Consider the following 10,943-nt stretch of genomic DNA (forward strand, 5'->3'; position numbering starts at 1 on the left):
CTCTTGGCGCTGAGGGTCTTGCCCGATCCGGATTCACCGATGATGGCCAGGGTCCGGCCCGGAGCGATAGTCGCGTCGAACGGCTCGACCATGACGCCCTGTGGTCCGCGCACGGTGAGCCCGTGAATCTGCACGCCGGTCATGCCTCTTCTCCTACCTGCGAGAGGCGCTGACCCAGCCAGTCGCCGACGAGGTTCACGGCGCACGCGACGAGGATGATGAGGGCGGCCGGCACCATGACGGCGGCAGGGTTGTCGAACATGATCGCCCGGTTGTCGGTGAGCTGGCGCCCCCAGTCGGCAGTCCCCGGCGGCACCCCGACGCCGAGGAACGACAGCGACGAGAACGCGACGATCGCGAACGCGACGTTGAGCATCGCGTTCGTGATCACCAGGGTCGACACGTTCGGCAGGATGTGGCGGAACATCACGCGCCACCGCGAGAGCGAGAGCATCTGGGCAGCCTCGATGTAGGGCCGGGCCGACTGCTCGAGCACGCCCGCGCGCACGATTCGGATGTCCGACGGCGAGAACAGCGCGATCAGCAGAACCACGGTCACCCAGTACCCGCCGCCGAACACACCGGCGACGACGATCGCCGCCAGCAGCACCGGAAGGGCGAGCAGCAGGTCGGTCCAGCGGCTGATCAAGAAATCGAGCCAGCCGCGCTCGTAGCCGGCGAGCGTGCCGAGCAGGATGCCGAGCAGCATCGATCCGAGGGCGACACACACCGGTCCGACCAGGGCCGACGCGGTGCCCGCGACCGTCATGGCGAACACGTCGCGACCGAGCTCGTCCGTGCCGAGCAGGTGTCCGTCCTGTCCCGGGGCCAGGAGCGCGGAGAGGATGTCTTGGCGCATGGCGTCGGGGAACAGCAACGGACCGAGGACGGCAGCCAGCACCACGAGAGCGATCAGGCCCACCGACAGGATGATGAGAATCGGCATCCGTCTGCGGCGACGGGTCGGTGAGGTCATGAGTTCGATCGCGGCGGTCATGCCGGCACCCCCCGTTCGCGCACCCGCGGGTCGAGCAGGATGTAGGCAATGTCTGCAAGGAGCGCGATCACGGCGATGACGATCGCAACCAGGAGTGTGAGCGACTGTACGACGGCGATGTCTTTGAACAGCACGGAGTCCTGCAGCAGGGTGCCCAGGCCCGGCAGTGCGAAGGTGGTTTCGGCCAGCACGGTGCCACCGACGAGGAAGGTCAGCACGAGGCTCGCGCCGGTCACGATCGGGATCGCGGCGTTGCGCAGCGCGATGCGCTGGACGCTGCGCTCCGACAGACCGCGAGCGCGGGCCGAGGTGACGTAGTCGGCTTCGAGTTCGCGCAGCATGGCGGTGCGGGTCAGTTTCAGGATGATGGCACCGAGGCCCAGGGCGAGGGTGATCGCCGGGAGGACGAGGTGCCAGAGCGTGTCGAGCCCGCCCGACCCTGCTCCGTATACCGGGAAGACCGGAAGGTAGTACGCGAAGACGTAGAGGAGCAGCAGACCGACGGCGAACGTCGGGGCGCTGAGCCCGACGACCGCGAGCGCGCTGGCAGTGCGGTCGGATGCCCCGCCTGCCCGTACGGCGCTGCGCACGCCGAGCGGGATCGCCACCACGAGGGCGATGACGAACGCGATCCCGCAGAGCGCCGCGGTGAGCCCGACGCGGGAGGAGATCGCGTCGGCCACGGTTGTCTGCAGCCGGATCGACTCGCCGAGATCCCCCGTGACGAAACCGCCGAGCCAGCGCACGTACTGCACGAGGAACGGGTCATCAAGGTGGTACTGGGCTCGGATAGCTGCAACCGCATCCGGTGAGGACGGCCGGTTCCCGAGCAGGTTCTTCACGATGTCGCCCGGGGCGAGGTACATCAGCGAGAAGACGATGAACGAGAGAACCAGCAGCACGCCGAGCATGCCGAGCACGCGCACCGCGAGCATGCGGCCAAGCGGCCGTGATCGCGGGGCGCGTGCCCGGAGGGGTGAACCTGTTGTCACAGTGGTGGTTCCGTCGGTGTTACTGCGCCGCGCGGTAGAGCTGCGTCGGCCACGACGAGATGAACGCGAACGGACTGTAGTCGTTCATTCCGAGGTTGTTGGCAAACGCGGTGGCCGACTGGCCCCACCAGAGGGGAATGTTGACGGCATCCTCGGCCTGCAGCGTCTCGGCCTCGATGAGCAGGTCGATGCGATCACTCGGGTTGGACTCTGCGCCCACCTCCGACAGCAGCGCCATGATCTCGGGGTTGTCGTATGCGGCGGGGTTGCCGACGCCCAGCAGGTAGCTCGGGATCTCGGCGGGGTCACCGAGGGTCGAGAAGTACCACATCATGTTCAGGCCGTAGTCGCTGGAGGCATCCAGGCTCGCAAGCCATTCCTCGATCGGCACTTCGCGAACGTTCAGCGTGATTCCGATCTCGGCAAGGTTCTGCGAGAGCGCCTGCGCTGCCGTGCCCAGCTGGGGGCCGGTGTTCGGGGTGAGGATCTCGGTCTCGAACCCGTCGGGGTACCCCGACTCCGCGAGCGCCGCCTTGGCAGCATCCAGGTCGTAGTCCCACTGCGGGATCTCGGCGAGCTTCTCGCGGGCGACATCCGGGGAGTACACGGCGGCGAGTGACTCGGGGGTCATGATCGCGGTGGCAGCTTCACCGTGCCCGCGCAGCAGCTTGTCGACGTAGGCATCGCGGTCGACCGCGTGGGCGATCGCCTCGCGCACCTTCGGGTCATCGAACGGGGCAACGCTGGTGTTGAAGTAGAGCCCGACATACGACAGGTCGTTGACGTAGTCGACGCGCATGGTGTCCAGGCCCTCCCACTGCGTGGACTGGGCCAGCGGCACGTTGAACGCCACGTCGATGTCGCCGGACTGCGCGGCAAGAAGTCGCGTCGACTCGTCAGGGATGAAGTTGACGGTGATGCTCTTGACCTTGGGTTCGTCGCCCCACCACGTGTCGGTGCGCTCGAACGTGACGTGCGAGTCGGGTGCGAACTCGGTGACCTTATAGGGGCCGGTTCCCATCAGGAGGGAGGATGCCGTACCGATGTTCCCGTCGTTGGCATCCCAGAACGCCTTCGAAGTGATGAAGGCCGCGCCACCGGTGCTCATGTTCTTGGCGAACGCGGCATCCGGCTCAGTGAGGGTGATCGTCACCTCACTGTCGCCGGTCTTCTCGACCGACTCGACGTTGGTCATGTAATACGCAAGCCCGGGCGAGGTGGTCTCGTCGCGAGCCTCGTTGAGGCTGAAGACGACATCATCGGCCGTGACCGGCGTGCCGTCCTGGAACATCGCGTCATCGCGAAGCTCGTAGACGTAGGTGACGTCATCGGGCTGCGACCACGACTCGGCGAGGGCGGGCTGGATGGCGCCGTCGGCGTCGATCGCGACGAGACCTTCCTGCGCGATCGAGGCGATGTAGTAGTTCAGGATGCCGGACTCCTGCCCGACGTAGAGGTTGGACAGCGATCCGGGCAGCGCGACAGTGATGCTGTCGATCTGCTCGCCGCTGTCAGCGAGCGCGGTGCTCGCCGACGGCGCCGGGTCGCCACTGCACGCGGTGAGCAGGAGCGCCCCCGCGGCAACGACGGCGCCGGCTTGGGCGAGGCGGGCGGTGGACGGGAAGGGCATAGGACTCTCCTCTGGGGGTGCGGTTCGGGCGGGGTAGGTCGTGCGGGACGAACTGAATCGGGCACGGTGGCTTGCGCTGCGGCGTCTGGCGTCGAGGATGACCTCGACGTCGGCTGGTGAGGGGCGGAGCGAGGCGAGCACGCGAAGCGCCGACTCGACGGCGGGGATCGTTGCAGCCTCGACGAGGGCCGTCGCGGTTGCGCGGCGGGTGACTGCCGGGGTCAGTCCCCACACCCGTACGCCATCGGGAAGATCGATGCCGGCCAGTGCGCTCTCGGCGACGAAGGTTGTGCCCACGCGGTGCCGGGCGAGAGCCACAGCTGCAGCGGCGTTCGAGACGTGTATGTCATCGCCGGCGCGCGGGCGCTCGAGACGCTCGGCTAGCAGGTCGCCCGGTGATCCGTCGCCGCGGATCCAGATTTCGTCGGCCAGGAGCGCGGGATCGATGCGTCCTCCCGCTGCCTGGATCTCCGCAGTGCTCAGTGCGACGATCTCTTCCGCGAACAGGAACGTCGATCGCATCCCACTGCGCCGGGCGATCGCGTGGCGTTCGCCGCTGACGGCGAGCGTGAGTGTCACCGCGATGTCGGCGCGACCGTCCTGAACCAGTGCGAGGGCCGCAGCGTTGTCGGATGCTTCCACGAACGAGGCGTCGATCTCGGGCTGCTGCGCAGCGAGGCGTCCGAGGGCTGGTGCGACAACCGTGCCGACCGCATCGGCGGATGCGGCGATGCGCACGAGGTCGGCTCGACGGCCCAGCATCCGTGCCAGCTCGGTAGCCGCCGCCGTGAGGCTGGCGTCGATTCGGGGCGCGTGCTGCGCGAGCAGAGCGCCGGTCGGGGTGAGCCGAGCAGCCCGCGCGGTGCGGACGACAAGTGCCGCACCCAGGCGGGCCTCGAGCCGCTGGACGTGCTGCGTGATCGTCGGCTGGGAGTATCCGAGCGATCGAGCGGCGGCACTGATCGATCCCGTCTGATCGATCGCGACGAGGATGCGGAGGGAATGGACATCGAGCGCACGCGTCAGAGCGTCGATATCGATGTCACTCCGTCGATCCATAGCGAGATGCTATCTATCACCAGGTTTCGATGGTGTAACAATATGTTTCTCACGGCTTTCACCCGCCACGCAGACCCGACGACCCCCGAACGGAAGGCAGGCCATGACAACCACCGAGGAATGGCGCGCGCGCCGTGACGCCGCAGTCTGGTCGCCCGGCGGAATCGCGACGCTTGCGGCGACGCACTGGCTGGATCCGACGCCACGCTCCTTCGACGGCGTTCCCGGTCACTGGCACGCAGAGGACGGGCGGGCCATGGGGTCGCTGACGTCTGGGGACGTCAGCTTGGCGCCCGGGGAGCGCTGGGAGTCCGGCAATCTCGAGCTCCGAGGCTTCGAACGCGACGGCGCGGTCGCGGTGCGCGTCTACGACCCGTCGGCGCCTGCGCAGCGCGGGATCTCGGAGATAGAGCGCTGGCCCCTCGATGATCGCCTGCGGATCCTCACGCGACTGGAGCGCACCCCTCACCGCGGCGTGCCGACCGTGGCCGTCGACGGGCACCGGAGCACCGACGATTTCGATGGAGTCCTCCACCTCGCGCTGCCCCACGGGGACGTGTCACTGTGTGTGCAGCTGCTCGATGACGGCTCGTTCTTCGCGGCGTTCTCCGACGCCACGAGCGGGAACGAGAGCTACCGCTTCCGGTTCCTCCGCATCTCGGCACCGGGGCCGGACGGCTCTGTCACCGTCGACCTGAACCGCGCGTACCTTCCGCCCTGCGCGTTCTCGGATGCCTACGTGTGCGTCTTCCCGCCGCCCACCAACCGCTGGACCGTGCCGGTTCGCGCGGGCGAGCGCCTCGTGCGCTGACCCGGTGGCGTCATCGATCGATAATCCGATCCGGCGCCGAGAATCCGAACGGGAGCCGTGCGATTCGGCGCCCGTTCGGATTCTCGACGAGCGGTCGGATTCTCGACGAGCGGTCGCAGCCTCAGAGCAGGCGGCGGGCGGAGGCCCAGGCCGTCAGCTCGTAGCGCCCCCGCTCCAGGTCGGACGCGCCGGGTCCCACCTCGCGCACAGGAGCACCGCCCAGAATGGATGCCATGCGAACCCTCCTGAACATCATCTGGCTCGTCCTGTCGGGGTTCTGGCTGTTCCTCGGCTACATGCTCGCGGGCGTCATCCTGTGCGTCCTGATCGTCACGATCCCGTGGGGCATCGCGTCATTCCGGATCGGGGTATACACGCTCTGGCCCTTCGGGCGCGAGGTCGTCGATCACCCGCGTTCGGGAGTGTTCTCGTTCCTCGGAAACGTCGTGTGGGTCATCCTCGCCGGCTGGTGGCTCGCGATCGGGCACATCCTCTCGGGCCTCGCGCTGTGCATCACGATCATCGGCATCCCGCTCGGGATCGCGAACTTCAAGCTCGTGCCGGTCTCGCTGATGCCGCTGGGCAAAGAGATCGTCGAGAAGCGGCGCGGCGGTCAGTTCGACCGGGCCGCCGACTCCGTGGCCCGCTGACCTCGGGAGTTCAGCCGAGCGCCGCGACACCGGCAGCTATGACGGATGCTCCGACCACCGCGAGCGAGAATGCGAGCACGACGACGCCGGTCCACAGCAGCGCCATCGCCCGCCCGGGCTTCTGCGGGTCGCGACCGATCACCGACAGGAAGAACCCCGCCGGAACCAGGATCGCCGAGGCGAGAACGCCGACCGCTCCCCACTCCCAGCCTCCCGCAACTCCTGCGGATGCCTGTGCGAGCGCACACACGATCCCGAGGATGACGAGCACCCCGGCGTGCGCGTGACCTGCCCGGAAGAACGTCTTCTGTAGTCCGTTGAACGGGTAGCCGCCGGTCGTGGCGCGCAACACGAACGTGCCGCCGTAGGCGATGGTGATCACCGTCAGCAGGGTGGCGCCGACGACGATCGACAGGATCGGGGACATGGATGCTCCGCTTCGACTCTCCGCGCCGCCGGCGCGTATTGGATAGTGCCGATACCCAATATAGGATAGTGAAACTATCCAGGCAAGGAGCATCGTGCGCATCTCCGAACTCTCCGAGCGAAGCGGCATCCCCGTCGCCTCGATCAAGTTCTACATCCGGGAAGGGATGCTGCCCCGCGGCGCCGCGACGTCTGCGACCCGCGCCGAGTATGACGACGAGCACCTCGCCCGCCTGCGCGCCATCCAGGCACTGAGCGACGTGCGCGCGCTTCCGCTCGCCCGGGTGAAGGAGATCCTGTCTCTCATCGATGAGCCCGACGAGACGCCGTACGCGACGCTCGGAAAGGCTGTGAGCGCCTTGCCACCGTACGCCGACGAGACGAACACCGACCGCGCGCGAGAGACGATCGAGCGACTGGGGCTCACCTACGACGAGCGATTCGCCGCTGTCGCGCAGCTGGAGGCGGCGATCCGCGGCATCGAGGCGGCGGGGCTCGCCTGGGATGCCGAAACCGCCGCCCGCTACGCCGGGCCGCTGCTGCAGATTGCGGCGGCCGAACTCATCCCGCTGGCACACCTCAGCGAGAGCGAGCAAGTCTCGTACGCCGTGCTCGGCACGGCAATGTACGAACCCGCCATCCTGGCCCTCCGCCGGCTCGCTCACCAGCACGTGCTCGCCACCCGCGAGACGGATGACGACATGTGACGTCACGGTAAGAAACACGGCAGCCGCGCGTCAGGGGTCGCGGCTAGCGTTGCGCCGTATCGCGGCGGACCGGATGGTTCCGGGCACCGGTTCATACCCGGTCGCGCAGCGGGTTCGACTCCCCTCGTCGCGTCTGTTCGCGAAAGGACGCGATCCCAATTGTTTCAAGGGATCGTGGCCGCTTTGCTCCTCTTCGGTGACGACCATCCGGACACCAGATGGACACACCTTGACCACGACGCCCAGTTTCGCGTTTCTCGTCACGTGGATCAATCTTCCGATTTTCCTGTAATCATGGTTACATGTAATCCCGTAACGATGATCGCAGGAATACCTGGAAACCGAGGAGCGCGATGAAGGGCAACGAGCTGGTCTGGCGTGCTCTCGCAGATCGTGCGCTCGAAGGGCAGCGGACCTGGCGGAACGTCGCCGACCTCGCCTACGAAGCGGGCGTGCCGAGCACAACCGCCTACCTTGCTCTTGAGCGCCTGGAGAGCAACGGGACGATCGATCGGTACAGCCGGGGCGGGCTCGCGGTCGTCAGCATCGACAAGCTCCTGACGATGCTGTGCGCGTGGCGCAACCTCGAGCGCGACACCCTCGCGTGGACGACGCGCGAAGGCATCGGTCCGGTTCTCGACTCGAAGCTGGGCCCCTACGCGCTCGGCGGCGCTGATGCGGCGACCGCGATCCTGAAAGGCCGAGCCGTCGCGGACTTCAACGAACACATCGTGTACCTGCCCGCGTCCGTGAATCTCACCACCCTGCCCGCCGGCAAGGAGGTGCGTGTGGTTTTGATGGACAAGCGTGCGGCGAAGACCTGGAACGGGTTCTCGAGTCTGGCTCAGACGTATGCCGATCTCTTCGCGACGCCCGGGTGGCAGGCATCCGAGTTCCGGAAGGCGCTGCGCGACAGCTTCCTGCGGGACCGCGAGTGGGATCAGGAAGGCGACGGACAATGACGATTCTCGGGGCAGACGATGAGGGCCGCCTTCGCGCTCTGCTGGACTCGCTCGGGTACGACCTCGAGCCCTCGATCCTCATCGGAGGGTGGGCGACGAACGCGCGCGTCGGCGGCGAGATCAGCCACGACATAGACCTGATCATCACCGACCAGAGTCTGCGGCAGAGACTCCCGGAACGCCTCACTGAGTACAGCGAGAACCACCTCCACAGTGGCGGGCGGAAGGCGCGCGGCAACGCCGACGGCGTCCACGTCGACGCGTACTTCCCCTACGAGTCCAAGCTCGGAACCAAGCTGCTCCTCGACGTCGGTGCGCTCACCCGGTACGTCGACCCCGACCTCAAGGTCGAAGGGTGGCTCATGCTCACACTCGACGCCCACATCGCCACGAAGATCGCCGCCCTGCTCGACCGGCACGCGACGGAGAAGGGAAGGAAGGATGCCCGCGAGCTCGTCGCCCTGATCGACAGCGGCGGCACCGCCGGAGGAGTGATCGAGGTTCTCCTGTCATCCACCGGCGGACCTGTCGATGACATTCCCGGGCACATGCGCACGACATTCGAACTCCTCCCCAAACTCGCCGGACTCAACCAGAAGGACCGTCGCCGCTACGCCTCCCTCGCCCGCGAATGGATCGAAGAAGCTGAACTGCAGCTTCGGCGCCGGTCAGACGGGCGCCCGGGACCGACGCTCGGAGCGGGCACGTGACGCTGGAACTCGGTCCCGACGACAAACGCATGAAGCTGCGCTACGCCGGAAGCTGTCGGCTATGTGGCCGCGCGCACCGTGCGGGTGCCGAGGCCATCTACGAGCGGGCTCGAAAGGCGATTCGCTGCGTGGAGTGCGACAAACCGGCAGTCGAGGCGCCCCCGGTCGAAGCCGTGGGCGGCGAAGCCGGAGCATCCGCGCGCCGAGAGTACGAGCGACGCCGGGATGCCCGTGAGCAGCGGATCCGCGGTGAGCATCCGAAGCTCGGCGGGCTGATCCTCGCACTGTCTGACGATCCGCAAAGCACGAAGGCGTGGGAGCGCGGAGCGGTCGGCGAGGAGCTCATGGCGAAACGACTCGCCGACGTCCCCGACACTTTCCGCGTCATGCACGACCGTCGCATCCGCGGCACGAAAGCGAACATCGACCACATCGCCATCGGCCCCTCGGGTGTCTGGGTGATCGACGCGAAGCGATACAAGAACAAGCGCCCGGAGCTGCGCGTTGGGGGCGGCCTCTTCCGACCACGGGTGGAGTCGCTTCGAGTTGGCGGCCGCGACGGCACCAAACTCGTCGACGGCGTGAAGTCGCAAGCCGACCGCGTCCGCGAGGCACTAGCCGACGACACGATCCCGATCACAGGCGTGCTGTGCTTTCTCGAAGCCGACTGGCCGCTCCTCGGAGGATCTTTCACGGTCCACGTCGTCTGGCCGCGACTCCTCATCAAGCGGATGATGGAAGCACCTGTCGTCGCCTTCGACGTCGACGCCACTCATGCGCGCCTCGCACAGGCTTTCCCCGTCGCGTAAATCGCAGCTACAGCACGAACTCCGACATCCACGCGCAACGCGGCGCCGTGTCCACCTCGGCCGTCGCGGGCGGCGCCGGAACCGTCTCGATCTGCCTAGGCAGCGAGTTCGGGATGAGCGGCTCGATGCGACCAGGCTGGGCATGACGCGGACCAGCGAGTGCCCACTCACCGTCCACCGTGACCAGGGCGAGTGGGTGGCCGTCGGCGGTTGCGATGCCGGCGTCCATGTGCAGCGCGGCGAGGAGTGCTGCGAGTGTGATCTGCACTTCTGCTTCCGACGCCTCCCGTGAGCGGAGAACGGCATGCGGTGATCTCAGGTCGGTGCGGCTCGCGTCGCGCAGAAGCGCGGGTGGTTTGCACGGAGGGCGACGACCGCGAGCTGGATGCGTGCATCGGGCGCACGGGCGTGAGGAACGAATCGGTGACAACTGATCGTTAGTGCCGGGAGGCGCCGGCGGGAAGGATGTCATCATGCCCGGTCCCTATCCCAAAGAGTTCCGCGAGGACGTCGTCGCGGTCGCGCGCAGCCGCGAGAGCGGCGTCACCATCAAACAGATCGCCACCGACTTCGGGATCAGCGAAGCGACGCTGCAGAACTGGCTCCGCCAAGCCGACGTCGAAGACGGCAACCGTCCCGGCCAGACCGCTGCCGATGCCGCCGAGGCTCGGGAGCTGAAGAAGCGGATCCGGTTGCTGGAGCAGGAGAACGAGGTCCTCCGCCGGGCGGAGGCGTATCTGTCGCAGGCGAACCTGCGCCTCGGTGGCTCCCCAAAATGACGTACCCGCTCGTTTCCGAGCTCGCCGAAGCGGGGATTCCCGTGACGGTGACGTGTCGGGTCCTCAAGCTCGCCCGCCAGCCCTACTACCGGTGGCGCAACGACCCGGTCCGGGACGCGGACGTGCTCCGCGCGTATCGGATCAATGCGCTCCACGACGCCCACGTCGACGACCCGACGTTTGGATACCGATACCTCGCCGACGAAGCCCGCCGCGCAGGCTGGCGGATGAGCCGGCGGACGGCGTGGAAGCTGTGCTCGCAAGCCGGGATCCTCTCGTCCGCGCAACGCCGCCCACGCGGGAACGGGAAAGGCCGGCCCGCCCGTGTTCGACGATCATGTGCAGCGCGTGTTCCGCGCCGACGCGCCCAACCGAGTCTGGCTCACCGACATCGAGCGCCACGAGGCGCTC

General features: G+C 67.4%; 12 protein-coding genes and 1 tRNA gene. 8 read left to right on the forward strand and 5 right to left on the reverse strand.

The window, feature by feature from the left end:
* Window positions 1-139 precede the first annotated feature (139 nt).
* From B4F19_RS03735 to B4F19_RS03745, 3 genes are all read right to left on the reverse strand, one after another.
* Window positions 140-997, reverse strand: a complete 858-nt coding sequence (locus tag B4F19_RS03735) for an ABC transporter permease (protein WP_292732889.1) — start codon at window positions 995-997, stop codon at window positions 140-142.
* Window positions 994-1,932, reverse strand: a complete 939-nt coding sequence (locus B4F19_RS03740) for an ABC transporter permease (RefSeq protein ID WP_292732891.1) — start codon at window positions 1,930-1,932, stop codon at window positions 994-996. Before B4F19_RS03740 ends, B4F19_RS03735 begins: the two co-directional genes overlap by 4 nt.
* A 76-nt stretch (window positions 1,933-2,008) precedes the next feature.
* Complete coding sequence (locus B4F19_RS03745; RefSeq protein ID WP_292732893.1) at window positions 2,009-4,678, reverse strand: ABC transporter substrate-binding protein; 2,670 nt, start codon at window positions 4,676-4,678, stop codon at window positions 2,009-2,011.
* 103 nt (window positions 4,679-4,781) lie between these two features.
* Here B4F19_RS03745 and B4F19_RS03750 point away from each other — a divergent pair, with 103 nt between their 5' ends.
* Both B4F19_RS03750 and B4F19_RS03755 read left to right on the forward strand, forming a co-directional pair.
* Window positions 4,782-5,489: a DUF1684 domain-containing protein gene (locus B4F19_RS03750; protein WP_292732895.1), complete on the forward strand. Its 708-nt coding sequence runs from the start codon at window positions 4,782-4,784 to the stop codon at window positions 5,487-5,489.
* 233 nt (window positions 5,490-5,722) lie between these two features.
* Window positions 5,723-6,139 (forward strand): YccF domain-containing protein, encoded by a 417-nt coding sequence (locus B4F19_RS03755; protein WP_228179107.1) that lies wholly within the window; start codon window positions 5,723-5,725, stop codon window positions 6,137-6,139.
* Between the two features lie 10 nt (window positions 6,140-6,149).
* On the opposite strand, the gene B4F19_RS03760 is transcribed toward B4F19_RS03755, so the two are convergent.
* On the reverse strand, window positions 6,150-6,566 hold the full coding sequence (locus B4F19_RS03760) for a hypothetical protein (protein ID WP_228179106.1): 417 nt from the start codon (window positions 6,564-6,566) through the stop codon (window positions 6,150-6,152).
* 94 nt (window positions 6,567-6,660) lie between these two features.
* Between B4F19_RS03760 and B4F19_RS03765 the strand changes: the two genes are divergently transcribed.
* The 5 genes from B4F19_RS03765 (at window position 6,661) to B4F19_RS03785 (ending at window position 9,753) form a co-directional block, all read left to right on the forward strand.
* Window positions 6,661-7,272, forward strand: a complete 612-nt coding sequence (locus B4F19_RS03765; RefSeq protein WP_228179105.1) for a MerR family transcriptional regulator — start codon at window positions 6,661-6,663, stop codon at window positions 7,270-7,272.
* A 60-nt stretch (window positions 7,273-7,332) separates the two neighbouring features.
* Window positions 7,333-7,405, forward strand: a tRNA-Met gene (locus B4F19_RS03770).
* Between the two features lie 220 nt (window positions 7,406-7,625).
* Complete coding sequence (locus B4F19_RS03775; RefSeq protein ID WP_228179104.1) at window positions 7,626-8,234, forward strand: hypothetical protein; 609 nt, start codon at window positions 7,626-7,628, stop codon at window positions 8,232-8,234.
* Window positions 8,231-8,944 carry a nucleotidyl transferase AbiEii/AbiGii toxin family protein gene (locus B4F19_RS03780; protein ID WP_228179103.1) on the forward strand — a complete coding sequence of 238 codons (714 nt, stop codon included), beginning with the start codon at window positions 8,231-8,233 and terminating at the stop codon, window positions 8,942-8,944. Before B4F19_RS03775 ends, B4F19_RS03780 begins: the two co-directional genes overlap by 4 nt.
* 29 nt (window positions 8,945-8,973) lie before the next feature.
* Window positions 8,974-9,753: a nuclease-related domain-containing protein gene (locus tag B4F19_RS03785; protein ID WP_267189823.1), complete on the forward strand. Its 780-nt coding sequence runs from the start codon at window positions 8,974-8,976 to the stop codon at window positions 9,751-9,753.
* A 7-nt stretch (window positions 9,754-9,760) separates the two neighbouring features.
* Here the strand turns inward: B4F19_RS03785 and B4F19_RS03790 are convergent, their stop codons facing one another.
* A complete protein-coding gene (locus tag B4F19_RS03790) occupies window positions 9,761-10,021 on the reverse strand; it encodes a hypothetical protein (RefSeq protein ID WP_228179101.1) in 261 nt (86 codons plus the stop codon).
* Between the two features lie 205 nt (window positions 10,022-10,226).
* On the opposite strand from B4F19_RS03790, the gene B4F19_RS03795 reads away from it, so the two are divergent.
* Window positions 10,227-10,532 (forward strand): transposase, encoded by a 306-nt coding sequence (locus tag B4F19_RS03795; RefSeq protein ID WP_228179100.1) that lies wholly within the window; start codon window positions 10,227-10,229, stop codon window positions 10,530-10,532.
* Window positions 10,533-10,943: the final 411 nt, after the last annotated feature.

The organism is Microbacterium sp. UBA1097 (assembly GCF_002313585.1).
Classification (GTDB): Bacteria; Actinomycetota; Actinomycetes; order Actinomycetales; family Microbacteriaceae; genus Microbacterium.

Coding starts and splice junctions, on each gene's coding strand:
- B4F19_RS03755 (WP_228179107.1), top strand. CDS start 5,723: ATGCGAACCCTCCTGAACATCATCTGGCTCGTCCTGTCGGGGTTCTGG.
- B4F19_RS03780 (WP_228179103.1), top strand. CDS start 8,231: ATGACGATTCTCGGGGCAGACGATGAGGGCCGCCTTCGCGCTCTGCTG.
- B4F19_RS03750 (WP_292732895.1), top strand. CDS start 4,782: ATGACAACCACCGAGGAATGGCGCGCGCGCCGTGACGCCGCAGTCTGG.
- B4F19_RS03735 (WP_292732889.1), bottom strand. CDS start 997: ATGACCGCCGCGATCGAACTCATGACCTCACCGACCCGTCGCCGCAGA.
- B4F19_RS03775 (WP_228179104.1), top strand. CDS start 7,626: ATGAAGGGCAACGAGCTGGTCTGGCGTGCTCTCGCAGATCGTGCGCTC.
- B4F19_RS03795 (WP_228179100.1), top strand. CDS start 10,227: ATGCCCGGTCCCTATCCCAAAGAGTTCCGCGAGGACGTCGTCGCGGTC.
- B4F19_RS03740 (WP_292732891.1), bottom strand. CDS start 1,932: ATGCTCGCGGTGCGCGTGCTCGGCATGCTCGGCGTGCTGCTGGTTCTC.
- B4F19_RS03785 (WP_267189823.1), top strand. CDS start 8,974: ATGAAGCTGCGCTACGCCGGAAGCTGTCGGCTATGTGGCCGCGCGCAC.
- B4F19_RS03745 (WP_292732893.1), bottom strand. CDS start 4,678: ATGGATCGACGGAGTGACATCGATATCGACGCTCTGACGCGTGCGCTC.
- B4F19_RS03760 (WP_228179106.1), bottom strand. CDS start 6,566: ATGTCCCCGATCCTGTCGATCGTCGTCGGCGCCACCCTGCTGACGGTG.